The 25,245-nt window shown below is 38.8% G+C and carries 22 protein-coding genes; 9 read left to right on the forward strand and 13 right to left on the reverse strand.

Going from position 1 to position 25,245, the window contains the following annotated elements:
* The first annotated feature begins 116 nt into the window (after nucleotides 1-116).
* Nucleotides 117-2,558, forward strand: coding sequence for a hybrid sensor histidine kinase/response regulator (locus tag KIV10_RS01730; RefSeq protein ID WP_214111759.1), 2,442 nt, complete (start codon nucleotides 117-119; stop codon nucleotides 2,556-2,558).
* A gap of 3 nt (nucleotides 2,559-2,561) precedes the next feature.
* On the opposite strand, the gene KIV10_RS01735 is transcribed toward KIV10_RS01730, so the two are convergent.
* The 9 genes from KIV10_RS01735 to KIV10_RS01775 form a co-directional block, all read right to left on the reverse strand.
* The gene (locus KIV10_RS01735; protein WP_214111760.1) at nucleotides 2,562-3,938 is read right to left on the reverse strand and encodes a sigma-54-dependent transcriptional regulator; all 1,377 of its coding nucleotides are present in this window, start codon (nucleotides 3,936-3,938) and stop codon (nucleotides 2,562-2,564) included.
* A 127-nt stretch (nucleotides 3,939-4,065) separates the two neighbouring features.
* Entirely contained in the window at nucleotides 4,066-4,467 is a 402-nt protein-coding gene (locus KIV10_RS01740) for a hypothetical protein (protein ID WP_214111761.1), read from the reverse strand.
* 208 nt (nucleotides 4,468-4,675) lie between these two features.
* On the reverse strand, nucleotides 4,676-5,080 hold the full coding sequence (arfB, locus tag KIV10_RS01745) for an alternative ribosome rescue aminoacyl-tRNA hydrolase ArfB (protein ID WP_214111762.1): 405 nt from the start codon (nucleotides 5,078-5,080) through the stop codon (nucleotides 4,676-4,678).
* Nucleotides 5,077-6,603 carry a DUF4301 family protein gene (locus tag KIV10_RS01750; RefSeq protein WP_214111763.1) on the reverse strand — a complete coding sequence of 509 codons (1,527 nt, stop codon included), beginning with the start codon at nucleotides 6,601-6,603 and terminating at the stop codon, nucleotides 5,077-5,079. Before KIV10_RS01750 ends, arfB begins: the two co-directional genes overlap by 4 nt.
* 1 nt (nucleotide 6,604) lies before the next feature.
* Nucleotides 6,605-7,138 carry an AAA family ATPase gene (locus KIV10_RS01755; RefSeq protein ID WP_214111764.1) on the reverse strand — a complete coding sequence of 178 codons (534 nt, stop codon included), beginning with the start codon at nucleotides 7,136-7,138 and terminating at the stop codon, nucleotides 6,605-6,607.
* Nucleotides 7,135-7,773 carry a nicotinamide riboside transporter PnuC gene (gene pnuC, locus KIV10_RS01760; protein WP_214111765.1) on the reverse strand — a complete coding sequence of 213 codons (639 nt, stop codon included), beginning with the start codon at nucleotides 7,771-7,773 and terminating at the stop codon, nucleotides 7,135-7,137. The genes KIV10_RS01755 and pnuC overlap by 4 nt, the downstream gene beginning before the upstream one ends.
* Nucleotides 7,757-8,017, reverse strand: a complete 261-nt coding sequence (locus KIV10_RS01765; RefSeq protein WP_214111766.1) for a thiamine-binding protein — start codon at nucleotides 8,015-8,017, stop codon at nucleotides 7,757-7,759. Before KIV10_RS01765 ends, pnuC begins: the two co-directional genes overlap by 17 nt.
* Before the next feature lie 97 nt (nucleotides 8,018-8,114).
* Nucleotides 8,115-8,816 carry a phosphoglycerol geranylgeranyltransferase gene (locus tag KIV10_RS01770; protein WP_214111767.1) on the reverse strand — a complete coding sequence of 234 codons (702 nt, stop codon included), beginning with the start codon at nucleotides 8,814-8,816 and terminating at the stop codon, nucleotides 8,115-8,117.
* 3 nt (nucleotides 8,817-8,819) lie between these two features.
* Nucleotides 8,820-9,455 (reverse strand): 4'-phosphopantetheinyl transferase family protein, encoded by a 636-nt coding sequence (locus KIV10_RS01775; protein ID WP_214111768.1) that lies wholly within the window; start codon nucleotides 9,453-9,455, stop codon nucleotides 8,820-8,822.
* A gap of 95 nt (nucleotides 9,456-9,550) precedes the next feature.
* On the opposite strand from KIV10_RS01775, the gene ahcY reads away from it, so the two are divergent.
* The 6 genes from ahcY to KIV10_RS01805 all read left to right on the forward strand — a co-directional run bounded on the left by ahcY (nucleotide 9,551) and on the right by KIV10_RS01805 (nucleotide 16,428).
* A complete protein-coding gene (gene ahcY, locus KIV10_RS01780; RefSeq protein WP_214111769.1) occupies nucleotides 9,551-10,867 on the forward strand; it encodes an adenosylhomocysteinase in 1,317 nt (438 codons plus the stop codon).
* A gap of 105 nt (nucleotides 10,868-10,972) precedes the next feature.
* Nucleotides 10,973-11,443, forward strand: a complete 471-nt coding sequence (locus KIV10_RS01785) for a very short patch repair endonuclease (RefSeq protein WP_214111770.1) — start codon at nucleotides 10,973-10,975, stop codon at nucleotides 11,441-11,443.
* Complete coding sequence (locus KIV10_RS01790; protein WP_214111771.1) at nucleotides 11,436-12,575, forward strand: methionine aminotransferase; 1,140 nt, start codon at nucleotides 11,436-11,438, stop codon at nucleotides 12,573-12,575. The genes KIV10_RS01785 and KIV10_RS01790 overlap by 8 nt, the downstream gene beginning before the upstream one ends.
* Nucleotides 12,576-12,706: 131 nt before the next feature.
* Nucleotides 12,707-14,947, forward strand: a complete 2,241-nt coding sequence (katG, locus tag KIV10_RS01795; RefSeq protein ID WP_214111772.1) for a catalase/peroxidase HPI — start codon at nucleotides 12,707-12,709, stop codon at nucleotides 14,945-14,947.
* Nucleotides 14,948-15,104: 157 nt separating this feature from the next.
* The gene (locus KIV10_RS01800) at nucleotides 15,105-15,575 is read left to right on the forward strand and encodes an ankyrin repeat domain-containing protein (protein ID WP_214111773.1); all 471 of its coding nucleotides are present in this window, start codon (nucleotides 15,105-15,107) and stop codon (nucleotides 15,573-15,575) included.
* Nucleotides 15,576-15,651: 76 nt separating this feature from the next.
* Nucleotides 15,652-16,428, forward strand: a complete 777-nt coding sequence (locus tag KIV10_RS01805; protein ID WP_214111774.1) for an amidohydrolase — start codon at nucleotides 15,652-15,654, stop codon at nucleotides 16,426-16,428.
* Here the strand turns inward: KIV10_RS01805 and KIV10_RS01810 are convergent.
* A complete protein-coding gene (locus KIV10_RS01810) occupies nucleotides 16,415-18,019 on the reverse strand; it encodes an Ig-like domain-containing protein (RefSeq protein WP_214111775.1) in 1,605 nt (534 codons plus the stop codon). The genes KIV10_RS01805 and KIV10_RS01810 overlap by 14 nt on opposite strands.
* A gap of 43 nt (nucleotides 18,020-18,062) precedes the next feature.
* Nucleotides 18,063-18,725, reverse strand: a complete 663-nt coding sequence (locus tag KIV10_RS01815) for a ComF family protein (protein ID WP_214111776.1) — start codon at nucleotides 18,723-18,725, stop codon at nucleotides 18,063-18,065.
* Nucleotides 18,726-18,809: 84 nt separating this feature from the next.
* Here KIV10_RS01815 and KIV10_RS01820 point away from each other — a divergent pair, with 84 nt between their 5' ends.
* Complete coding sequence (locus KIV10_RS01820; protein ID WP_214111777.1) at nucleotides 18,810-19,691, forward strand: hypothetical protein; 882 nt, start codon at nucleotides 18,810-18,812, stop codon at nucleotides 19,689-19,691.
* Nucleotides 19,692-19,775: 84 nt separating this feature from the next.
* The gene (locus KIV10_RS01825; RefSeq protein WP_214111778.1) at nucleotides 19,776-21,314 is read left to right on the forward strand and encodes a glycine--tRNA ligase; all 1,539 of its coding nucleotides are present in this window, start codon (nucleotides 19,776-19,778) and stop codon (nucleotides 21,312-21,314) included.
* Here KIV10_RS01825 and KIV10_RS01830 read toward each other — a convergent pair whose 3' ends face one another.
* Together KIV10_RS01830 and KIV10_RS01835 are read right to left on the reverse strand one after the other, a co-directional pair.
* Entirely contained in the window at nucleotides 21,315-21,689 is a 375-nt protein-coding gene (locus tag KIV10_RS01830; protein ID WP_214111779.1) for a hypothetical protein, read from the reverse strand.
* A 38-nt stretch (nucleotides 21,690-21,727) separates the two neighbouring features.
* The gene (locus KIV10_RS01835; RefSeq protein WP_214111780.1) at nucleotides 21,728-25,165 is read right to left on the reverse strand and encodes a hypothetical protein; all 3,438 of its coding nucleotides are present in this window, start codon (nucleotides 25,163-25,165) and stop codon (nucleotides 21,728-21,730) included.
* Between the last annotated feature and the right edge of the window lie 80 nt (nucleotides 25,166-25,245).

A 25,245-nucleotide genomic window follows, 5' to 3' on the forward strand; every position in this document is an offset into this window, starting at 1 on the left:
GTGCGGCAAAAGTACATTTCTTTTTTAAATTTCAAAGTGAAGTTGGATTTAGGTTGCAGTTTTTTACCATATAATTAATACTTCACTTTTATGATACTTTTTACATTTGGGTTTTTATGCGTAATTCTAAGAACAAATTTACCTTTAAAATTATCCTGAGCTATCTGGTGCTCGGGGCGCTTTCTGTGCTGGTTGCGGTATTTGTCTATTCTGAATTCAAAAATTATACTGAGGGTATTTCTGAAAAAACCGGCGAAAAAAAATTTATTGAAACCGGAACGCTTATCAATCTGGTTTACGAAACGGACGGTTTTTCGCGCTTGGCATTGCTTACCGAAAATGATGCTGAATACGAACAATTTATAGCCAATACCGATTCGCTTTTTAAAAAAATTGAGGAAATTAAATTGCTTTCTACCAATAATTTCCAACTGAAGCAATTGGATAGCGTGAAAGCACTTTTGGAAGAAAAAACTCGGAATATTGAGCAGTTGCGTATTCTTCGGCTTACCAATAAAAAGGATACTTCGCTGGACGACATTCTTAAAGAAGTGAAAAAACTGGAAGCTTCTATAGGCTTGAATTCGGTAGAAACCTTGGTAAAAAATCCAAATCAATTATCCAAAAGAGATCGCAGAATTTGGCAAAATTATGCCGAATACCTCAACAATTCCATTCGCGATACTTCCCGCATCAAGTCAAAAACCGTGGATTCCATGCTTACGGCCTCCCGCTATATTGTGGCGGAAGCAAAAAAGGAAAATTCCAGAATTCGTGAATCATTGATTCAAAAAGAAAATGAATTGATTCGTAACGACCTCAATATTTCTGCCCGTCTGCGCGAAATTATTGCCAGTTTTGACCGTGAGATAGCCCGTAATAATACAATTGAAAAAACACAACGCGACCTCTCCATTGAACGCACGACAACAATTTTGCGCTTCGCGGCAATCATTGGCGCCATCGCCGTGCTGCTTTTTTCCTACTTTATTCTATCCGATTTTTTCAAGGCAGAAAAATTCAAAAATAATCTTGAAGAATCAAAAAATTATGCGGAATCACTTTTGAAGAGTCGCGAAATGTTAATTTCAACAGTAAGTCACGATCTAAAAACGCCTTTGAACACGATTACCGGATATTCTGAATTGTTTGAAAATTCAAGCCTTACGGAAAAACAGAAATATTATTTGCAACAAATAACTTCCAGCTCCCATTTTATTTCACATTTGGTGGATGATCTTTTGGATTTTTCAAAATTGGAGGCCGGAAAATTGCCTTTGGAAACGGTACCATTTTCTTTGGAAAACATAATAGTACAGGCCGGAAATGCTTCAAAACAGATTTATCTTCAGAAAAATGTAGACCTCAAAATTTCGATTGCCGAAAAGATAAAATCCCAGATTTTTGAAAGTGATCCGCTTCGCATTCGGCAGATAATCAATAATCTGGTGGGCAATGCATTTAAGTTTACCGAAGAAGGAACTGTTGAAATAAGAGTGACCCAATTCTCTGAAATAAATAATAAAACGAACATCAAAATTGAGGTAATTGATACGGGGATAGGTATTTCAAAAGAAAAACAGGAACTTATTTTTCAAGAATTTACGCAGGCGGAGGTGGATACCGCCCATAAATTTGGTGGCAGCGGACTTGGGCTGGCCATTTCAAAAAAACTTACCGAATTGCTGGGCGGAAGTCTGGAAGTTACCAGTGTTTTAGGCGAAGGAAGCACCTTCACATTGATACTTCCATTGAAAGTTTCCCAAAGAATCCAGCATTCGAGACAGCCGGAAAAACAAGAGGATTCGCACGTGTTTGAAGGATTAAAAGCCGTAATTATTGATGACGACGACGCCATGCGTGCGCTTTTACAGGAAATTTTTGAACAATTTAAAATTACTTCCCAAGCTTTTAGCACATTTGAAAAATTTCAATTTTCAGGTGGGGAATTCAATTTTTTGCTCACCGATATACAAATGCCAGGAACGGATGGATTTGCCGTGCTGCAAAAATTGAAAAATGGCGAAGCAAAAAATTATAATAATCAGCCCATCATAGCAATGACAGGGAGTAGGGAGCACAACCGAAACTATTATTTGGATAAAGGATTTGCTGAAATGTTGCCCAAACCATTTTCGAAAAACGAGCTTTTAAGCGTATTGACTGAAGTTTTAAATATTGAAAGTTCGCTTACTGTTAATGCAGAAGATGAAGAAATAAATTCGGAAGTTTCAGAAAAATATGATTTATCACTTTTGAAATCTTTCTTGGATTCAGATAAGGCACTCAATGAAATCCTCGAAGTTTTTTACCAACAAACGGAAAAGGATTTGCACCAATTGCATGAAGCAATTTCAGATAAACATTTTTCGAAAATCGAAGAAATTTCACACAGAATGCTAACGATGTTTCGCCAGATAAAAGCCCATTTTGTAGTACCAATTCTCGAAAAAATGGAAAATTATTCGCATAATGAAACAGAGGCACAACTCCTTAAAGATTACAAAAAACTTACTACAGAGATTACAGTGCTGGAAAATTCTTTGAAAAATCGGTAACTTTTAAAGCTCAATATTGTAAAGTTCCAATTTGTTGTAAAGCGTTTTTCGGGTGATATTCAGAAGTTTTGCGGCCTTACTTTTATTGTAATCTGCTTCTTTTAAAGCATTTAAAATCAATTGCTTTTCATTACTTTCCTTTGAAAAATCTTTTTTTTCTGCATCCTTTTTTTCAGAAAAAATAACTTCTCGCGGAATCACATCCAAAGGAACCAACGTTCCCGGAGTCAATAAAACCGATCGTTTTATTACATTTTTCAACTCCCGTAAATTGCCGGGCCAGGCATAATTTTTAAAAGTTTCCTCCACTTCTTTTGAAAACCCCAAAACCTCCTTTCCCAATGATTTGTTTGCTTCAGCTAAAAAATATTCAGTGAATAAAAATAAATCATCCTTTCGCTCTCGAAGTGAAGGAATGTGGATAGAAAATTCATTCAAGCGGTGGTACAAATCTTCCCGAAATTTCCCTTCCGAAACGGCTTTCAGCAAATCTTCGTTAGTTGCCGAAAGTATACGCACATCCACATCAATTTCCTTATTGCTGCCAACAGGTTTGATTTTCCGTTCCTGCAAGGCGCGCAACAGTTGTACTTGATTTTCATAACTCAAGTTGCCTACTTCATCCAAAAATAATGTACCCCCGTGCGCTGCTTCAAAATGGCCTTTTTTATCATTTACGGCACCCGTAAAACTTCCTTTTACGTGGCCAAAAAACTCACTCGCCGCGATTTCCTTTGGGATAGCGCCACAATCCACGGCCACGAAATTGTTGGATTTCCGCATGCTGTACTTATGGATTGCCTTTGCCGCTACTTCCTTGCCTGTCCCGCTTTCACCTTGAATAAGAACACACATATCAGTTGGTCCAACAAGTTTTAAGTATTCATTGAATTTTTTGGAATTTTCACTGATACCTGTAACAAAATTTTGTTTTTCTGAAGGAATTTTTGAGTCTTTCGGTTGCGTTTTTTTTGCAATTGATTCCTTTTTTGGAGCAATTTCAGAAGCCGGAATTACATCATTTTCAAAATCCTGCTCAATAACCATCAAAAGTTCCTCAGGCCGAAAAGGTTTGGAAATATAATCGAGCGCACCTTTTTTTATAGCTTTTACGGCTGTATCAACTTCAGAATAGGCCGTCATTAAAATCACCTTTGTGTCTGGCGAATTATTTTTCGCAAACTCGAGAATATCAAGACCTGTATCATCCGGGAGCTTCAAATCTGTAATTAAGAGATCAATTTTTTTATTCTGAAGAACCAAGCGCGCATCCGTACCCGTAATAGAAGTGCCCACAGTAAATCCTTTTCTTTCCAAAAAAGTTATGAGCATTTTTCCAAATGCTACATCATCTTCTACAATATGGATATTTTTAACCATGAGTTTTCGTAACGGCAAAAGTAGTGAGTATGCAGTGCGCAATCTTTAAAATTTTCTTAAAAACACAGAAAAGGCGTTCAAAATTGAACGCCTTTTCAGAAGTATTGAATCTAAAAATACCTGCAGTTTACTGCTTCTTCATTGCTTTTACAGCTTTTTTATCGCTTTTAATCCATTCACCTTGTGCAGTTGCATACACAGTTGATGCTTTTTTGTCTGCGGTGGCAAGATCAATTTTATATTCTCCATTTGCATTTACATATGCTTTGGATATTGTTGCGCCACTAAAATCCTTTTTTACGGCCTCTCTTACTGGCACAGGAACATCAGTCACCTTTACTTCTTTATAATCCTGTACTGGTTTGGAAGGAATTGCCGCATCCTGTGCTGCATCAAGTCTGTTTTCCATCTGCGCTTGTGTTGCAGATTGTTTTTGCGCATTCATAGCCGTTGGCTCTTTCTCAGTTTGCGCGGTTGCTGCGGTTAAACCTCCTAATACAATCGCTGCACTTAAAATTAACTTTTTCATAATGAGATTTTTTTTGTTTAAACTATTTATATATGTTTCTAAGTTTGTTTGTTGCTTCTGTTATTGAAAAAGTAGTGCCAAAGAAGCATTGCACAACCCTACAGATAAAATATACTGACTATCAATTAGTTATTATTTAAGCGAGATAATATAAAAATGTATAAACTTGGAATTTCCGTGTAAATTTTATACACTTTCTGTGTAAGAATTATTCAATTTTGGGTGGTTTACGTGAAGATTTTTTGAGCGCATTCTCCTTTTTTGATTTCAAACGCTTCTCGATAGCACTTTTTGAGGGTTTTGTTTTCTTCCGTGGTTTTGCAACTTTTATGTTTTGCTGAAGCAATTCAATTAAGCGTTCAATAACGATTGCTTTGTTTTTGTGCTGGCTTCGGGTTTCCCCACATTGCAGAAGAATTGTTCCTTCGGAAGAAATTTTTGTTGGAATTTTATTCCGAAGCCGTTCCTTTTCAACATCAGACAACGCTTCCGAAATTTCCAAATTAAAGGAAACCTCAACTTTTGAAGCCGTTTTGTTAACGTGCTGCCCGCCCGGCCCACTGCTGCGAATGGCCTTGAATGATAATTCAGAAAGTAAAATTTCGGTGTTCATTGCGTTTGGTGTACTTCGTTCAAAAGATCGTTTACCGTCTTTACGGGATTGAAAGTTATCAGTGGCACTTCAACAAAAATAGTGTTCCAATTTGCCATCGCCCCATTCCAAAGTCCAGGGAGTTCCAAAGCTTTTATTGGTTTTCCGTTGTAACTCTTATTCGAAATAAAACCTGCGCTAGGGTCTGAAAATTGCAAGAGATCATATTTTTCGCCTTTATAATTACGAACGCCACAAACCAAATCAACCGGATTGAAGTGTGTCGCTTTTTCAGCTAGCGCCTTTTGTTGCGGATCATTGGTATCAATTTGGCTCATTTCCACAATTTGATAGGAAAGATTTCCTTGTTTATCTTTTATAAGAAATGGTCCGCCGCCCGGAGCGCCCGTATTTTCCACCACGCCGCAAACGCGGATTGGGCGTTCAAGAATCTTCAAAATCGCCTCCTTATATATAGGAGTATTTTTTATGAAAAGCTTTTCTGAAATAAATGTTTCTGCTTCTTTTATAATTTCTTCGGAAACTTTCTCTGAATGAAGTTTTTCTACAAGGCCAAAGATTTTTTGCTGCAGTGAAAGTAATTTTCCAGCAAGCACTTTTTTATGGAATGCGATCGTTTCAACATGCTTTTCCGAAACTACGTTATCTATATTTTTTATGAAAATGATGTCGGCATCTACGTCGTTCAAATTTTCAAGCAAAGCCCCGTGACCGGATGGACGGAATACCAAATTGTCGTTTTCATCCAAAAATGCTTCATTATCAAGGGTTGCTGCAATGGTATCGGTTTCTTTTTTCTGAAATGAATATGAAATTTTAAACTTCACTCCCGTTTTCCTTTCAACTGTTTCCTGAATTTCCGCATATCGATTTCTAAATTTTTCCTCGTGCTCCTCGGAAACCGTAAAATGCAGATTGGCAATTCCGTTTGACGTGGCATAAAAAGCGGCTTCATGCAATTGCTCACCAAAGGCGGTAACATAATTTTCGCCATATTTATGGAATGGCACCAATCCCTTCGGTGTGTTATTGAGATTTAAACCAAATTCCCCAATCATTTCGTTCACAAAAAAATGAAATTGTTTTCCTTTTTCGAATTGATGAAAATCGGGATATTTATTATGAAGATTTTCCATTACCAAGTCTGAAAATGGAAATTTTTCCAAAGCGGAAAAGAATTTTCTTAAATCACCATTTTCTTCTTTTTGAAGAAACTCTTCAATATTATCTTTCTTATATTTGAACTGTTCCAAAAAGCGATGCAAAAACTGGAACATTCTTGTAGCCGCGCCGGATGCGGGCGTAAATTTTAGCAGATCGAGTTCGTCCTTTTTACTTTCAAAAAGCGTTACAAATTCTTGCTGTTGCTTTTCAGAAAAAATGGCTATTCCATTTCCCGCGGAAGCGGCTTCAACCACATCTGCGAAAGGAATTCCATCCCTAAAAATTTTGAGCTGGCTCTGTATCTTTTCCTCGGTTAGCCCGTGATTTTTTATTTGTTCTTTATTTTTTTCAGTCAACATTTTAATTTTTCTTCAGCAATTCGTCAATAATTTCAATCGCACTTTTCAAACGCTCTGTTTTATTTCCCTTTAAAATTTTATACGGAAAATTCTGTTTTTTCAATTCGGCCTCGAAAATACGAAACATTTCCTCGCGATTTTCAGGCCGGTCGCGAAGGTCGTCCGCTTCCCAAGGCGTGTCAACATACGTTAAAAGATAGATGCCGTACTTATTTTTGGTTGCTTCCTTTTTTATTTCCGAAGGACAAAATCCGTTGTAATAATATTCGGAGTATACTTTCAACTCGAGCAAATTGGTATCACAAATCAACAGATTTTCAACTTTTTGCGAAGCTTCCTTTTCCAGTTTTAATTGCCCTTTGGCAATGGGAATTAAATCTTCTTTTTCGACTAATTTCTTTTCAGTATCCCACTTTTTTTGAAGGTATTCGCGCATAAATTCTGGCACCCAAAGCGTGTTGTAATGTTCAGCCAACTGTTTTGCGAGCGTGGTTTTACCTGTTGATTCGGGACCGTATAAAACTATTTTAATCAATTTAAAAGGCTGGTTTCGGGTACATTTACATTTTGTTTCCAAGCACGGTATCCGTAAATTGAAATGATGATAAAAAGTAAGAATTGAAAGGATGTAAAAATTAATCCTTTGTAAAAATATAAGGGTAGCGAAATGATATTTCCGACGAGCAAAAACGTCCAATTTTCAAGCTTTTTCCGCGCCAACAGCCACATTGCCACAAAAAATATAGCGGTTGTAAGCGTGTCAACATAAGCCGTCCAACTATTCCACCTGTCAAAAATTTCATAGACGGCGTAAATGAAAATCAGTGTTCCCACAAAAATAAAAAAGCAGATTTGCTTCTCTTTTGAGGTGGTGGTTGTGATTGGCGTGTAATGTTTGGCGTCAACTCTTCGCGTCCAAACGTACCAACCGTAAATGCTCATTGAAAAATAATACGCATTTATGACCAAATCGCCCAACAGCCCGTAATATGCTAAAATGTAAACGAATATTGCCGTGCTTAAAATGCCTGTGGGATAGATTAAAATATTGTCCATTTTTGAAAACCAAGCGCTTGCCAAAGCTAATAAAACCGCAATGATTTCAAGAATTACAATGTGCGAGGAAACATTTTCATATTGCTGAAAAAACCAATCAAAAATGGGGCTCATAGTCGCTGCGATCGGATTTTACGATTTTTATATAAAGCAAACCTCTTTCCACGGCTTCCAATGCAATTTTCATTTCCTTTTGAAGTAGGTTCATCACTGCATCATAATCGCCGAAAATCTGCGTGCTCAGCGGATTTTCCAAAACGGTAAGCCCTGAATTTCGCAAACTTTTTATGAAATTGATGATGGCGGGTTCGTAATCGTCCTGCAAAGGTGTAAGAGTGAGTTCAACTGAGATTTTCATTTTCCAATTTTTTCCAAAACTACGATTTTAAAAATTTTTCAGTCGCAATCGCAGTTTTCAGTTTTTGGAATTTGGCATAGGAATTCCCCCTTCGGGCTTATTGGGCTTTTTCAAAAGCTGTTCCCATTACAACTATATCTGCTCCGGAATTGTACGCTTCTTCTTTTTGGATTTCGGTTTTTATTCCGCCACCAACAATCAAAGGAATGTTGATTTCCTTTTTTACTATTGAAATAATTTCAGGTTTTATTGGAAATTTCGCGCCGCTGCCCGCTTCCAAATATATAAGCTTTGAGCCCATAAATTGTCCCGCCAAAGCTGTGTGCACAATCAATTCTACATTTTCCTGCGAAAGTGGTTCCGTATTTGTCACTTTTGAAACTGCCGAATAATTTCCGCCGTCAATCAAAATATAGCCCGTGGGAATAATTTCCAAAGTAGTATTTTTCAATTTTGAAACGGATTTTATTTGCTGACCGATTAAATATTCGGCATTTCGACCGGAAAGCAGACTCAAAAATAAAAGCGCATCCGCAGAATCCGTAATTTGCGAAAAATCTCCGGGAAACAAGAAAATGGGAAATTTTGTTTCAGCTTTCAACGCTTTCACGGTTGCTTCAGTTTCACCATTGGCGACCGTGCTTCCGCCCACAAAAATATGGGTGGTTTCCTTCGGGATTTTCTTCAAAAATGAATTCGTTTCAGAAATTTTGAATTTATCAGGGTCAATGAGGATGGCGAGTTGTTTCCTTTTTTCCGAAATCGATTTTAGAAGATTATTATATAAATTTTCTTCCATCAATTACTCTTCAGCGATGAGCGCGTAGGCACACGTAAAACCTTCAAACTCCAGAAAATCTACATTGTATTTTTCCTGTTTTTCTTCAAAAGAAACCGTTGCTGTGGTTTTTTTGTCTTCAAACATAAATTCCTCAACGTAAATATTCTCCAAAAAACTCACGCCTTTTTCAGCAAAACTTTTATACAACGATTCCTTTGCGCACCAAACAATCGTGAGCTTTCGTATCATGGCATCTTCATTTGCAATCGTTCGGTATTCTTCAATTGGAGTGAATTTATGGGCAATCTTCAAGATTTTGTTGCGCTGCTTTTCGATATCGATTCCCACCTCAACATCGCTAATAATAATTGCCGAAAAATTAAAGGAATGCGTGATAGAAATGTGTTTTTGATCCTTTAAATGTGGTTTCCCGTTTTCGTCATAATATAAATCATGATCTGTATAGCCCCCCAAATCCAATAAATGCCGGATGCTCATAAAACCGCGACGGTGCAGGTCGCTTTTCATATTTGAAACCCGGGCGGCACAATTTGAAGTAAGATCCATTCCTTCCGATAACGACTCAAACGGCTCTTCGATCTTCCAAATGAAGACTTTAGTGTTTGGATTTACTGTTATAGTTTTGTAAAGCGGCATATATTTAAAGGGATATTTTGTAGTTTTGCGGACTTTAGATTTTAAATAGAAATTTTTTAATAAAAACCCGCATTTGCGGTATAAAGATAACAAATATGTCAACTAAAACTGTGCCTTACACGGCTTACAAAGTAAAAGATATTACCCTTGCAGATTGGGGAAGAAAGGAAATTGAACTTGCCGAGGCCGAAATGCCGGGGCTTATGAGTCTTCGCGAAGAGTATGGAAATGAGCAGCCATTGAAAGGTGCGCGTATTGCCGGATGTCTCCACATGACTATCCAAACCGCAGTACTTATTGAAACTTTGAAAGCTCTTGGAGCTGAAGTAACGTGGAGTTCGTGTAATATTTTTTCCACCCAAGATCACGCCGCTGCTGCGATTGCCGATGCAGGAATTCCAGTATATGCCTGGAAAGGTATGAATGAAGAAGAATTTGACTGGTGTATCGAGCAAACGCTTTTCTTTGGCGAAGATCGCAAACCGTTGAATATGATTCTTGACGATGGCGGCGATCTAACCAATATGGTTCTGGATAAATATCCTGAGCTTGCCGCTGGCGTGAAAGGGATTTCTGAAGAAACCACAACGGGTGTTCACCGCCTTTATGAACGTATGAAAAAAGGTACGTTGCCAATGCCGGCAATCAATATTAACGATAGCGTTACAAAAAGTAAATTTGACAACAAATACGGTTGCCGCGAAAGTGCTGTTGATGCTATCCGCCGGGCGACTGATGTGATGCTTGCCGGAAAACGGGTTGTTGTTTGCGGTTATGGCGATGTAGGTAAAGGTACCGCAGCTTCCTTTAAAGGTGCGGGAAGCATTGTTACCGTTACAGAAATTGACCCAATTTGTGCGTTACAAGCTGCTATGGACGGTTTTGAAGTGAAGAAACTGGAAACGGTTATCGAAAATGCCGATATCGTAATCACAACTACAGGGAATAAAGACATCGTTCGTGGCGAGCATTTTGAAGCGATGAAGGATAAGACCATTGTTTGTAATATTGGGCATTTTGATAATGAAATCGCCGTTGCTTGGTTGAAGAAAAACCACGGGAACACGCATGTTGAAATCAAGCCACAAGTTGATAAATATAGCATCAATGGAAAAGACATCATCCTTTTGGCCGAAGGCCGTTTGGTGAATCTTGGTTGCGCCACCGGTCATCCAAGTTTTGTGATGAGCAACAGTTTTACCAACCAAACTTTGGCGCAAATTGAGCTTTGGAAAAATGGCGAAAACTATGAAAACCAAGTATATATGCTGCCGAAACATTTGGATGAAAAGGTTGCAAAATTGCACCTTGAGAAAATTGGCGTTGAATTGACCGAGCTTCGCCCAGACCAAGCGGAATATATCGGTGTGGAAGTTGAAGGGCCATTTAAGCCGGAGTATTATAGATATTAGACTTTAGATTTTAGAAGCTAGATTAAAACCCTTGCAGCAATGCGGGGGTTTTTTGTTGGAAAATATTTAACTTTTAAGCACGTAGAATATGTTTATTTTAAATGAATGATTTATGACGAAGAAAAAATAAAAGTCCCAAGATTCAACGAAGCATCCGGCTTCTACACTACGAAAAAGCGTTCCAAAATGATGGGGAAAATCCGTGGGAAGAATACCAAACCCGAATTGCTCTTCCGGAAAGCACTTTGGAAAAAAGGAATCCGTTATCGGGTTGACAATAAAAAACTTCCCGGAAAACCGGATGTTTCCATTATAAAATACAAACTTGCCATTTTCATTGACGGAGAATTTTGGCACGGTTACAATTGGCCCGACCGAAAGAAAACTTTAAAAAGCAACCGTGGTTTTTGGATTCCCAAAATTGAGCGCAATATGCAGCGCGACCGTGAAGTGAATCGTCAACTCGAGGAAATGGGATTTACCGTTTTTCGCTTTTGGACCAACGAAATCAAGAATGATTTAGACCAGTGCATCAATGATGTTTTGGTTTTCATAAATACAGGACAGAATGATTAACTCGAAATTACCCAATATTGAAACTTCCATTTTTGCAAAAATGAGCAAAATGGCGGCGGATCAGAAGGCATTGAATCTTTCGCAGGGATTTCCAAATTTTCCCAGCGACCCTGCGCTAAATGCTTTGGTGGACGAAGCGATGCGCGAGGGTTTCAACCAATACGCCCCGATGCCGGGCGATTTTGGGTTGCGGATGGAAATTTCAAAAAAGATTGAAAAACTGCACAACCATTTTTACAATCCCGAAACGGAAATCACGATAACTGCTGGCGCAACACAAGCTATTTTCACCATAATTGCAGCAGCAATAAATAAAGGCGACGAGGTTATTATTTTCACTCCAGCCTATGATTGTTACGCGCCCACGGTAGAACTTTTTGGCGGAAATATTGTTCCAATTCAATTAAAACCTCCTTTTTATAATGTGGATTGGCAGAAAGTTGAAGATAAAATTTCTTCCAAAACGAAAATGATAATCATCAATTCACCACACAACCCCAGCGGAATGCTTTTTTCAGAAGAAGATATGCTGCAGTTACAGGATTTGGCAGAAAAAAATAATCTTCTGGTTTTAAGTGATGAAGTTTATGAACATATTATTTTTGATGGAGAAGTGCACCAAAGCGCTTCAAAGTTTGAAGCATTGGCGAAACGTAGTTTTATAACAGCCTCTTTCGGAAAAACATTTCACAATACAGGTTGGAAAACGGGCTATTGTGCCGCGCCAGAAAACTTGATGAAAGAATTCCAAAAAGTGCATCAATTTGTGGTTTTCTGCGTAAATCATCCTATTCAAAAAGCATTGGCAACCTATTTGAAACATGAAAAAAATTATTTGAAAATTCCTGATTTTTATCAGCAAAAGCGGGATCTTTTTCTTCATTTGTTGCGAAGGAGCAATTTTAAAATCATTCCTTCAAAAGGAACTTATTTTCAAATGCTTGATTTTTCAGAAATTTCCAAAGAAAGCGATATAGCTTTTGCGGAAAGATTGACGAAGGAAATGAAAATTGCTACCATACCTACATCGGTTTTTAATGAGGGAAAAAGTGATTTTAAACAAATTCGTGTTTGTTTTGCAAAAACTGATGAAACGTTGATTAATGCCGCCAAGATTCTGAATTCAATTTAAAATTTCTATTCAATAAATCTTTTCCATAGACAAAATCAATTGGTGGATTAGGACTTATAATTAAAATTGAAGTCCATATCCATCGAATTTGGTAATTTTATAGACACATTGAAAAATTAAAAAATAAAAATATGAGTAATCACAACAGTAATCACGGAGAAGCTTGGGAAGTTAATGAATCAAGCGCCAGCTGCCCATTTTTAAGTGGAAAAATGAACCATGTTGCCGGCGGCGGAACTACCAACCGCGATTGGTGGCCCAACCAACTGAATCTTAATATTCTTCGCCAAAATTCTTCGCTTTCAGACCCTATGGACGAAGGCTTCAACTACACGGAAGAATTTAAAAAATTGGATTTGCAGGCCGTTAAGGATGATCTTAATGAATTAATGACGAAAAGCCAAGATTGGTGGCCCGCAGATTATGGACATTATGGCCCATTTTTTATACGTATGGCGTGGCACAGTGCCGGTACTTACCGAATTGCGGATGGAAGAGGTGGGGCAGGCTCCGGTCAACAGCGTTTTGCACCATTAAATAGCTGGCCGGATAATGCCAATTTGGACAAGGCTCGACTTTTACTTTGGCCAATTAAACAAAAATATGGCAAGAAATTATCTTGGGCAGATTTATTAGTGTTGGCTGGAAATTGCGCCCACGAATCTATGGGGCTAAAAATGTTTGGATTTGCTGGAGGGCGTGCCGATGTATGGCAACCCGAGGAAGACGTGTATTGGGGTTCAGAAACGGAATGGCTTGATAATAAAGACAGATATGCTGAAGGAAAACTGGAAAGCACGTTGGGAGCCGCACACATGGGATTGATTTATGTAAATCCTGAAGGCCACAATGCCAACCCAGATCCTGTGGAATCTGCACATTATATACGGGAAACTTTCGGGCGTATGGCGATGAACGATTACGAAACTGTAGCCTTAATTGCTGGTGGGCATACGTTTGGAAAAACACACGGCGCAGCCAATCCAGAGGAATATGTGGCCGCTGAGCCTGCAGCCGCTGGGATTGAAGCCCAAAGCATGGGCTGGGCAAACACATTTGGCACTGGAAAGGGCGCAGATACCATTACCAGCGGTATTGAAGGCGCTTGGACCGATACACCCACAAAATGGAGCCACACCTATTTTACAAATCTTTTTAAATACGACTGGGAACTCACAAAAAGTCCAGCAGGAGCGCACCAATGGAAACCAAAAAACAACGAAGGTGCAGGAACAGTGCCAGATGCGCATGATCCAAATAAAAAGCACGCGCCATTTATGTTGACAACGGACCTTTCTTTGAAAATGGATCCTGCCTACGAAAAAATTTCTAGACATTTCTTAGAAAATCCTGATGAATTTGCAGATGCCTATGCGCGTGCTTGGTACAAACTCACGCACCGTGATATGGGACCAAAGGAAAGATACTTAGGTCCAGAGGTTCCAAAGGAAGAATTGATTTGGCAAGACCCTATTCCAACCGTTACGCACGAGTTGATTAACGATTCGGACATTTCTGCTTTAAAAGAAAAAATACTGAATTCTGGTTTGTCAATATCGGAATTGGTATCTACCGCTTGGGCCTCGGCTTCTACTTACAGAGATTCTGATAAACGAGGCGGCGCTAACGGGGCTAGAATTCGTTTTGCACCCCAAAGAAATTGGAAAGTGAATAACCCTTCACAACTTCAAAAAGTTTTGGAAAAATTGACTTCAATTCAAAAAGAATTCAATGATTCACAATCTGGAAATAAAAAAGTTTCAATCGCAGATTTAATTGTTTTGGGCGGTTCTGCTGCTGTAGAAAAAGCGGCGAAAAATGGTGGCCAAAATATATCAGTTACTTTTAATCCCGGTCGTGCAGATGCTTCTGAAGAACAGACAGATGCGCAGGCTTTTGATGCTCTGGAGCCGTACGCAGATGGTTTCAGAAATTATTTGAAGGATAAATACGACGTTAGTGAGGAAAAATTATTGGTGGACAGAGCACAACTTCTTACCCTCACTGCACCTGAAATGTCAGTACTTTTGGGCGGCCTACGCGTTTTGGGCGCAAATTACAACGGTTCAGACCACGGAGTGTTTACGGATAAAAAGGAAACATTGACCAATGATTTCTTCGTGAATCTTTTAGACATGTCAACCACTTGGAAGGCAGTGGATGAAAACGACAATGTTTTTGAAGGAAGAAACCGCGCAACAGATTCGTTTAAATGGACGGGTACACGTTCCGATTTGATTTTTGGCTCGAATTCTGAACTTCGTGCCATCGCGGAGGTTTACGCCAGCGAAGATTCAAAAGAAAAATTTGTAAAGGATTTTGCAAAAGCTTGGACAAAAGTGATGAACCTTGACAGGTTTGATTTGAAATAAGTATTTTAAATAATCCATAAAACCAAACAGAGTTGCATCTTATGTGGCTCTGTTTTTTTACTTTTATAAGACTATGAAATTCAAAAAAAATTGCACCTCATATGAAGATGAATAATTTGGGCATTCCATCTTCCATTTTATCAAAAATTTTACACGGATGAAAGAAAGATTATTTGATGCCATACGGCAAGAAGAAACTCGCGAAGTTTCAACAATATTACAGGAAAATCCAGCATTGGTTTCAGAAAAGGATGCCCGCGGCTCTACCCCGCTATTGCTCGCCACTTATTACGGTCTCTACGATATTTCAGAAATGATTTTAAAATATCCACAAAATATCGATGCGCAGGACGCCTCTGGTAATACGGCGTTGATGGGCGTTTGCTTCAAAGGTTTTGACAATATTGCGAAGCTGCTGTTGGAGCATAATGCCAATGTGAACGTGACAAATTTTAATGGTGCCACCGCGCTGATTTTTGCCGCCACCTTTGGCAGAAAAGGAATTGCAAGAATGCTTTTAGCAAACGGTGCAGATAAAAATCTAAAGGATGACCGTGGGCACACGGCTACAGATCACGCAAAAATGCAGGGAATCAGGGAAATGGTAGAATTGCTGGAAGCCCATTAATCTCCAAAGGGGGAACTCACAATTTTCCTGCAAGATTTTCAAAACCTTGAAGGTCTTTCAGAAGAACGAAAATACAATGAAAAACAATCTCAAAATAACAATTATTCAGAGTGAATTGCACTGGGAAAACGCATCGGCCAACCGATCTATGTTTTCACAAAAAATTCAGCAAATTGAAGGCGAAACGGATTTAATCGTATTGCCGGAAATGTTTTCAACAGGTTTTTCAATGAATGCAAAAAAACTTGCTGAAGAAAATAATGGCGAAACGTTGAATTGGATGATTTCCGAAGCAAAAAAGCACAACACAGCGATCACCGGAAGCGTGATAATTTCTGATAAAAATCATTTTTACAATCGCTTATTTTTCGTTTTTCCAGATGGAAGTTTTCAAAAATATGATAAGAAACACACCTTTACTTTAGCGAAGGAAAACGATGTTTATACCGAAGGAAACGACCGATTGATTTTGGATTATAAGGGGTGGAAAATCTGCCCGCTTATATGCTACGATCTCCGATTTCCCGTTTGGGCCAGAAATACAGAAGATTACGATTTTTTAATTTACGTTGCAAATTGGCCAAAAACCAGAACCTTGGCTTGGGATATCTTGCTTCGCGCACGAGCCATTGAAAATATGGCCTACTGCGTGGGTGTAAATAGGGTTGGTTTTGATGGAAATGACCACGAATATGTAGGCCACTCTGCGGTTTATGATGTACTTGGACAGCAGATTTCAGCTTCTTCCTTTGGCGAATTTTCACAAACGGTAACTTTGGAAAAGGAGCACATCAAAAGCAATCGGGAACACCTTCAATTTTTGAATGACCGGGATTCTTTTACTTTAACGTAAAAGTTTCGTTTAAACTCCAATTGGCGCGCACTTCAATCTGCTTCGGATAGTAAATTATTCGTTCTGGCGATAGCCTGTTGAGAAAATTTCCCGTATCCCATCGGCCATTCCCGTTATCGTCGTAAATAATTCGAAGATAGTATTTATCCGGATTGAGCGCTTCGAATAGAATATTTTGATTTTCGGTTAAATATTTTTCGGCAACCACTTCATATTTACTGTTTGTCAACTGTACTATAATAGGAAATCGATTCACGTTGTTGAGCGTGAGCGCCATCGTTCCATAATCTGAAGCCGATTTGGTTGCCAGACTATATTTTAGCGTATCATTTTCTTTTCCAAAAAAATCTGTAATTGCGCCCGGATAAAGGCGTACACTATAGCTTTGATCTTCTCTCTTCGGAAAAAAAATATTTGCCGTGTTGTATTTTGAATCGATTTTAATTTCGGCAGAAATAAATGTGGAATCCTTTGCCATAACCTCAACTTTTTCGGCATTTACGGAGACAAGTGGGGTATTCGCGCTTAATTTGATGGTGTCATTCAATTTTATACTTGCGCTACCCAACGAACCAAATTTTAGGGAATCTGCATATAATTCCCGCATTCGAATTGTGGTAGTATCAATCTGATTTCGACTCGTAACCTTAAATGTTATGGAATCGGTCTCTATCGGCGGTTTGTACCAATAGTGGAGCGTATCTTTGTTGCGTTCGTTGTATGTGCGACTTTCAAAATCCGGCGGCACGGTAGAAAGAACCTCAACAGCAAGACTGTCCTCTGGTCCGTAATAACCAAAGGTCATGTGGTTTTTTGCTTCCTGTTTTGGCCTGGCGAGGGAATATTCCGGTAATTCCTTAAAAAGCGTAACGGTGTAGGTACTATCCGTTGGTAGCGTTACAAAATCTGAAACAAAACCTATTTTATCATTTTGTGGCTGAAAAATGTAGTCGCTATTTTTTTCCTTTAAGGCCAAAAGCAAATATTGACCTTCTTTTAAATTGGAAAATTCAAAAGTTCCCGTGCTGTCTTTGGTAACGGTTATGTACGTTGGTTTTTCAGAATAAATCAAAGAGTCCGTAAATGTTTCGTTTGCTTCATAGAGCAAAACAGTTGTGGGAATTTCTGGCGCAACCAATTCTGCATCACGCACGCGGCCAGAAAGTTTAAGACTGTCTATATAACTTCCGGTAGAAAAAACGTATTTAAAATATTCGAATTTATTTTCCTCATTGTTGTCTACAATACTATTTCCAAAGTTGAAAGAATACGTGGTATTCGGTTTCAGCGTATCTAGAATTTTAATTTTTAGGATTCGGGACGTGTTTAAAGGCGTGATTACCGGAGTATATTTTAACGGTGGGGAAATTATGAGTTCCCTATTTACATCTTTCAATTTTATGTATTCATCAAAGCGAATTTCAATTTCATCACCACTGAAATTCGTACTGTAATTTTCTGGAATACTGCGCACGATTACTGGAGGAATGGTATCCCGTGCGCCTCCATCTGGCGTTCCTTTTTTTGCGCAATCCATAAACGAGAGCATAAATAGAAATGAAATGAAAAATAAAAGGAGGCGGTGCTTCACTGCGAAAGTCTGATTAAATTTTTTCAAAAATAAACAATAACTTTTAGGCAATGGCTATGGTGGCAACACTTATGGTAACATTCTGGGCTTTCTGCAATTGCAGCGCACATTTTTCAAGGGTGGCGCCTGTGGTAATAATATCATCCACCAATAAGATGTGCTTCCCGATTATGGATTCCAAATTTTTGCTTTCAAAAACTTCTTCGGCCTCAAAACGAAGTATCCGGGTCTTGAAAACCTGCGAGCCAGATTTTGAGACTTTTAGCAAAACATCATCTTTATAAGGAATGGTGAGTGCTTTTGCAATTTCCTTCCCAAATCCTTCCACTTGATTATAACCGCGTTTTTTCAGTTTTTGTTTGTGAAGCGGCACGGGAATTACCATATCAACATTTTTATAGGATTCAATTTCTGAAAGTTCAGCGCCAAGCCATTTGCCGAAATAACCGCTAATCTTTTCTTGTTTTCGGTATTTTAAATTATGGAGAACTTCCTGTGTTATTCCCCTTTTTTGAAATTTGAGCAGTGCGGTGGCATTTGCAATGGGTACTCTTCCGTAGAACATATTTTTCATAAACTCATCCCCGGACTTATGGAATTGAGCCAAGGGAAGTCTATGAACGCACTCGCCACAAATAATTTCCTCATCACTCATTAACAGTTCTTTACACCCAGCGCAAATTTTTGGAAAAAGTAGATTTAACATCTTTTAAGAATTTTTACCATTTTATAAACGTTTGTTAAAGAAATACCTACCTAATTTTACCGCGTTATCTAAAACTTACTGATTATGAGTACAGAAAATAATAGCGGTAAATTCAAAATACTGATTGGCGTACTTTCAGTCTTGCTTATCGCCTTGGCAGTTTACACTGTTACGTTATTTAACGACCGCGAAAACACGGTTTCAAACCTAGAACAGCAAAAAGCAGACATCGAGCAAGAACTTGAAGGTCTCATCGCTAATTATGATGAGGTTATCAAAGATAACGAATTAAAGGACAAAGATTTATTGGCAGCTCGAGAAAGAATTACCGTTTTATTGGATTCCGTGAAAGGTGCTAAAGCTAATTTAGCTTTGATAGACCGCTATAAAATTGAAGTAGGAAAATTGAAGCAGGAACGTGCCATGCTATTTAAAAGAGCAGATAGTTTGATTGCTGCGAACAAACAGTTGGCAATGGAGCGTGATAGCACAAATGTGGCCCTTACCAATACTATAAAAGTTGTGGATTCCGTAAATATGGAAAATATGGCGATGAATGAAACAATTAGAAAGGGTTCTATTGTGAAGGCTACCGATCTTCGGGGAGAAGCCGTAATTGTTAGAAATAGCGGAAAGGTAGTGGACACAAAACGTTCCAGCCGTGCAGATAAAATCAGGGCGTGCTTTACCATGGCCCCGAACGCCATTGCCCAAAAAGGAGATAGAACGCTTTATGTTCAGGTAATTAACCCTAGGAATAAAACTTTGGGAGACAATGCTTCAAAACAATTTGAAAACAAACTGGTTAATTACAGTGCGAGCTCCAATGTTTTCTACGAAAATGATGAACTTGATGTGTGTATTCTCGTAAATGCAACCGAAGCTGATTTAATTGAAGGTAGATATACCATAAACCTTTACGATGGTGAAAATCTAGTAGCTACTACTGCAATGCAATTAAAATAAGGCATATACTATTAATTTAAAGTATAATTCAAAATAAATGAAGCCGCTGTGAGATGTTCACAGCGGTTTTTTTATTTTTGCGCTATGGCAAACAACAGCGAAGATCAGTTCAAAAAAGTTATTTCACACGCAAAGGAATACGGTTACATTTTTGCTTCAAGTGAAATTTACGACGGCCTAAGTGCCGTTTATGATTATGCCCAAAACGGTGCAGAATTAAAGAAAAATATACGTGAGTACTGGTGGCGAAGCATGGTTTACATGCACCAAAATATTGTGGGCATCGATTCTGCAATATTGATGCACCCCACCACTTGGAAAGCCTCGGGTCACATTGATGCTTTTAACGATCCGCTTATAGATAATAAAGATTCAAAAAAAAGATATCGTGCCGATGTTTTAATTGAGGACCACGCCGAAAAAATTTATCAAAAGGCACAAAAGGAGATTGAAAAAGCTCGCGGCCGTTTTGGTGAAAGTTTTGATGAAGAGCAATATAAAACAACCAATCCGCGAGTCGTCAAATATCTTGAAGATCACAAAAACATGCTTTCAAGAATGGCGAAATCCTTGGAAAATGAGGATTTGGCTGATGTGAAAGCGCTTATTGAAGAATTGGAAATAGCAGATCCGGATACTGGATCAAAAAACTGGACGGAAGTTCGCCAATTCAATTTAATGTTTGGAACAAAACTGGGCGCTTCCGCAGAAAATGCAATGGATCTTTATCTTCGGCCGGAAACCGCCCAAGGAATATTTGTGAATTTTCTGAATGTCCAAAAAAGTGGGCGCATGAAAATTCCTTTTGGAATTGCCCAAACCGGAAAAGCCTTTAGAAATGAAATAGTTGCTCGCCAGTTTATATTCCGTATGCGGGAATTTGAACAAATGGAAATGCAATTTTTTGTACGTCCCGGTGAAGAATTGAAATGGTATGAATACTGGAAGGAAACCCGCTTGAAATGGCATCTTTCATTGGGAATGGGAGAAGAAAATTACCGTTTTCACGATCACGAAAAATTGGCGCATTACGCAAATGCCGCAGCAGATATTGAATTCAATTTCCCTTTTGGCTTCAAGGAACTGGAAGGAATACATTCCCGCACCGATTTTGATTTAAAGGCTCACGAGAAACATTCAGGAAAGAAATTACAATTTTTTGATCCAGAAATGAATGAAAGTTATGTACCCTATGTTGTTGAAACTTCAATAGGCCTCGATAGAATGTTTCTTGCCGTGTTGAGCAATTCGTTGCAGGATGAAACCCTTGAGGATGGAAGTACCCGCACCGTGCTTAAAATCCCAGCTATTCTGGCTCCCGTAAAAGCAGCCGTTCTCCCGCTGATTAAAAGGGATGGCCTGCCAGAAATAGCACAAAAAATCATTGAAGATTTGCAGTGGGACTATAATGTAACGTATGATGAAAAAGATGCCGTGGGAAGACGTTACCGACGTCAAGATGCAGCGGGAACGCCTTTCTGCATTACCGTGGACCATCAAACCATTGAGGATAATACCGTGACCATTCGCCATCGCGATAGTATGGAGCAGGAACGAATTGCCATAAGTGAAATTTCAGAAAAAATGAGGGAATCTATTTCCTTCAAAAATTGGTTGAAATAATTATTCGTCCCTATTCTCAATGGCATTCAGTTCTACGGGATTCGCTTTGCTACAGCGGTTGGCGCGGCGCAGTCCTGTGAATTTTACCCAAACCGTTTGCCCATCTCGATGAAATTCATCACTTAAATTGATGGGATCTACGTAGTAAAATTCGGTTTTATCGTCTTTTAATTGAATAGTATATCGGCAATCATCCTCAATATCCGAAAAAATTATCCTTCCCGGAAGGTATCCATCCTCAAGCATCTTTTCAGCCGAAATTTTTTCGGCAATAACTTCACGTTCATTCTCCCTTTCATCTTGGGGAACTCTTTCCAAAGGCTTGCATGATAGGGTTATCATTACAAAAACGAGTAGCGTAATTTTTGACAGCATTTATATTTTTTTGAAAGTGAAGTTGAAAGGTACAAAATTTAAAAATACGCACGTAACTGTACACTGCCCGTGTGTACTGTATTTGTGGTTTCGCTTTTCCTCCCAAAATATGAAAGATTGGCATCCAAATATTTGGTGATTCGTTTTTGGAAGAGCAACCGCCACGTAAAATTGGTGCCAGGCTGCAACCCTTCCAGCATTTGGTACGCAACCGGGGAAAACGCGCTACCCTCAAATTTGTTATCAATATAGCTAACTTCCCCATTTACCGATATTTTTTCGGCATTTGTATATGCAAATGAAAGTCCGAAGGTCTGCTGGTCCAGTTTTTCCATCTCGCCCAGTTGGTTATCCTGGTTCATAAATTCATAAAACGCATCAAATCTTGTTTGCTGGTTCAACAAATAGGAAACTTTCGGATTAAAATCATAACTATCCAATCGGTAATTTCTATTTTCAAAATTAGCGGAAAGACTTTCGTTGCTGCTTGTCGCGGTTTTCAGATTCAGAAGCCAACTTTCCCAAAATTTATGGTTGAAATTGAGTTGATGGCTTTGCAATTCATTCTGTTGAAGTCCCACGGCCAGCAAATTATTACTTGAGGTTGAAATAAACGTATAACTGGTAGTATAGCGTTGTTTCCCACGGTTGAAAAATAAAGCATTTCTGAAATTGAGCGTCAATCCAAGCTGATCTTCCCCTCCATCCAAAAATGGATTTATGTTGAAACCATCATTCCTTCGGCGTACTTTTCTGTCCAAAACATAAGATGTTTGATTGTAAAAATGCGAAAGTAACTTTTTAAATCCTTCCTTGTTTGACCAGCTTTGCGGATTCAACGTAAGGATTTGGCTAAACCTATTTTCACGAATTTTCACAAACAGCTGATTTGGCAAAAGCACGCGCACATACTCCGCTTCGTCCTGAAATTGCGCAATCTCAAATTCCTCCAACTCCTGAATTCCGTTATTGTTATAATCATTCCAAGTATAAACGCCCTGTCCGGGATCCGTTTTCACATACGTAAATTCCTGTTGGGCAATCACACCATTATTGCTTTCCAGCGCCGTGTTCCAAATAATGCCATTCTCAAAAAAAGTTTGGTTGTACAGAATTCGGGAATTGAGGGATTTTTCAATTTCATTTTCCTCCCTTTCAGCAAGTTGGAGTGGATTTTCATATTTAATGGTACGGTAATTCGCAAATGCGGAAAGTTGGGTTCTATCGGTATTTATAAGTCTCGATTTCAGGTAATACGTATTTGCCGTATTCACTTTTTGAAGCAGATTATTTCGAACGCTATCCGTTACCCGAAATTGATAACCCGTTTCCACAAAAACCTTTGTACTGTCCCCAACACCCGCAAAAACTTCAAACGCACTAAATCGCTGGCTCACGGGCGATAGACTGTCCAGATCCACATCGTTTACTTGATTATCTTCTAACGCAACCTTGCCGCCTACCCACGATTTTTTGAGAGAATAGGCCGTTCTGTTATTTAATCTGAAAAATTGGGAGGCAATAGAATCTGCCTTACTATCCAAATAACTTCCGTAGGTGGTGATTTTCAGCTTCTTCAAATTGATGTCTGAAGCAATAACGTGCCGAATCCCGCTGAAATTTTCAGAATAATCCAAATTCTGGAATTCATATCTTCCGCCACCATATTTGGGATCCGTAACCTCAAAACCAGAAATGAGAAAACGCTGGTTGCCCACCGGATTTACAAGGTTCCAATCCCTGCTGAATTCGATATTATAGATACGCTCCACCGTTCTAAAATCCCTATTCACAAAATCTATGGAGCCAAAACCGTCAATTTTCAGCGTATCCGCTGTTGTGAGAAGGGTCTGTTTGGCTGCCAATCTTCCGGCAAAACCATCATTGTTATTGTCATCCAATTCTGAAAAAAGGTTTAGATTGTTTTGGCTTCCGGCAACTTCAAAGTCAATTCGGGTTTTTTCAGAAGGGTGAAAACTTCCGTTTAAACCCCCAACTTGCAGTTTCGTTGGCGCATTTAATTGAATAATAGGCGCGTAATTTCCTTGTTGGATTCCATTGATGGGTGGCACGTATTCAAAAATTCTACTAATTGCACTCGTATTGCTTATCACATAATCCCCCATATTATTGCCAACGAGGGTAAAGCGAACGCTGAAAAGCTCATCTTCCGGATTACTGGAAAAGACGAAAATTTCCTCCCCATTGAGAATTTCCTTTCTATAAAGAATTTTATTTTCTGAAAAAACATCTGGCACGGCAGATGGCGCCGTCATTAAATCAGGATCATCGCCAGCGGCTTGCAGAATTTCCACCTGCTCTTCAGAAAGGTTTTGCTGAAGTGGCTGGTTTTTGGCATCATTTTCAGAATAAACATATACGCCCAAGTCCAGATTTTCACTACTATAATTTCCACCGCCGTAGCCTATGAACCGCGTATAGTTTCTATCAGTATATTGATATTCCACTACAATTCGCATGTTGCTGGTGATGGGATACGTAGAATTGAATTTTATCTCGCCTGCGTTATAATCTATTACATAATCCTCATTTTCGCCACGCCTCAATAGCAGTCCGTTAACATATACGCGCTCACTGCCAGATACTACCAGAATAAAAAGTTCGCCATTGGGACCAATCAATTTATACGGCCCTTGGTTTCCCTCCTGCCCTACAAATTCGCTTCTCGCAAAAACGCCCCTAACCAGCGCGCCAGAGCCGAATGCCGAAATTTTCGAGCCATTGTCATTATTGAAAGTGCCACCGAGCGAAATTCCCTGTACTTTTTTTATAAATCTCCCAAAATAGCTCGTACTGTTTTGAAGATCAACATCCCCAGCGCGAATATTCCAATTATCGCTGAAAAGCTCAATGAAAATTTGATCAAACTCATTTAAACTTTGTGAGTATCCGCCTTCCTGCGTTGGGATATTTGCATCTTGAATGGACGCTCGAATGGAAACTTTATCACTCAACTTTCCTGTAATTTGAAGATCTAATTGACTGTTTAAAACTGCATTTTGATTATTCCCAATGGTAACCCCTCGCGATATGCTACCGGAAGTATTTAAACCTTCAAACGGTGTAAAAACATTGGTATTAGTACTTTGCTGCAACGAATAGAGTTTATCCATACTTCCCGTATTTTCCACAATAATCTTGGGATCGAGCGCAAAATAGTCGCGCGTCAAAAAATCCGGATATCGCAAATATTGAACAGTAAGTGAATCTTTTGTTTGTTGTAATTCTTCTGAAAAAATTAAAATCCCTTTTTTGAAATCCATTCGGTAACTGAATGGACTTGGTGAATTTCCGCCATCATCCAAAATAGCGAAGTTTTTGGGGTTTATACTCACCGAATCGAGCACAACTGTATCTCGCACCGCTACTTTTTTTTGTCTGTAATTTGAAGAAATATCCTGCGCAAAGCCAATGGCTGCCATAAAAAACAGGAAAATAAACAGATATAACTTCATAATTTTTCCCGGGCGGGCGGGAATCTTTTGATTCGACCAAAAACTTGATAGTAAAACTAAATACGCAGGTTTTTATTTTG

Origin of the sequence: Aequorivita echinoideorum, assembly GCF_018476645.1 — a bacterium.
Lineage (GTDB): Bacteria > Bacteroidota > Bacteroidia > Flavobacteriales > Flavobacteriaceae > Aequorivita > Aequorivita echinoideorum.

Excerpts from the sequence above, each read along its gene's own strand:
- KIV10_RS01730 (WP_214111759.1), top strand. The coding sequence starts at position 117 with ATGCGTAATTCTAAGAACAAATTTACCTTTAAAATTATCCTGAGCTAT.
- KIV10_RS01735 (WP_214111760.1), bottom strand. The coding sequence starts at position 3,938 with ATGGTTAAAAATATCCATATTGTAGAAGATGATGTAGCATTTGGAAAA.
- KIV10_RS01740 (WP_214111761.1), bottom strand. The coding sequence starts at position 4,467 with ATGAAAAAGTTAATTTTAAGTGCAGCGATTGTATTAGGAGGTTTAACC.
- arfB (WP_214111762.1), bottom strand. The coding sequence starts at position 5,080 with ATGAACACCGAAATTTTACTTTCTGAATTATCATTCAAGGCCATTCGC.
- KIV10_RS01750 (WP_214111763.1), bottom strand. The coding sequence starts at position 6,603 with ATGTTGACTGAAAAAAATAAAGAACAAATAAAAAATCACGGGCTAACC.
- pnuC (WP_214111765.1), bottom strand. The coding sequence starts at position 7,773 with ATGAGCCCCATTTTTGATTGGTTTTTTCAGCAATATGAAAATGTTTCC.
- KIV10_RS01765 (WP_214111766.1), bottom strand. The coding sequence starts at position 8,017 with ATGAAAATCTCAGTTGAACTCACTCTTACACCTTTGCAGGACGATTAC.
- KIV10_RS01770 (WP_214111767.1), bottom strand. The coding sequence starts at position 8,816 with ATGGAAGAAAATTTATATAATAATCTTCTAAAATCGATTTCGGAAAAA.
- KIV10_RS01775 (WP_214111768.1), bottom strand. The coding sequence starts at position 9,455 with ATGCCGCTTTACAAAACTATAACAGTAAATCCAAACACTAAAGTCTTC.
- ahcY (WP_214111769.1), top strand. The coding sequence starts at position 9,551 with ATGTCAACTAAAACTGTGCCTTACACGGCTTACAAAGTAAAAGATATT.
- KIV10_RS01785 (WP_214111770.1), top strand. The coding sequence starts at position 10,973 with ATGATTTATGACGAAGAAAAAATAAAAGTCCCAAGATTCAACGAAGCA.
- KIV10_RS01790 (WP_214111771.1), top strand. The coding sequence starts at position 11,436 with ATGATTAACTCGAAATTACCCAATATTGAAACTTCCATTTTTGCAAAA.
- katG (WP_214111772.1), top strand. The coding sequence starts at position 12,707 with ATGAGTAATCACAACAGTAATCACGGAGAAGCTTGGGAAGTTAATGAA.
- KIV10_RS01800 (WP_214111773.1), top strand. The coding sequence starts at position 15,105 with ATGAAAGAAAGATTATTTGATGCCATACGGCAAGAAGAAACTCGCGAA.
- KIV10_RS01805 (WP_214111774.1), top strand. The coding sequence starts at position 15,652 with ATGAAAAACAATCTCAAAATAACAATTATTCAGAGTGAATTGCACTGG.
- KIV10_RS01815 (WP_214111776.1), bottom strand. The coding sequence starts at position 18,725 with ATGTTAAATCTACTTTTTCCAAAAATTTGCGCTGGGTGTAAAGAACTG.
- KIV10_RS01820 (WP_214111777.1), top strand. The coding sequence starts at position 18,810 with ATGAGTACAGAAAATAATAGCGGTAAATTCAAAATACTGATTGGCGTA.
- KIV10_RS01825 (WP_214111778.1), top strand. The coding sequence starts at position 19,776 with ATGGCAAACAACAGCGAAGATCAGTTCAAAAAAGTTATTTCACACGCA.
- KIV10_RS01830 (WP_214111779.1), bottom strand. The coding sequence starts at position 21,689 with ATGCTGTCAAAAATTACGCTACTCGTTTTTGTAATGATAACCCTATCA.
- KIV10_RS01835 (WP_214111780.1), bottom strand. The coding sequence starts at position 25,165 with ATGAAGTTATATCTGTTTATTTTCCTGTTTTTTATGGCAGCCATTGGC.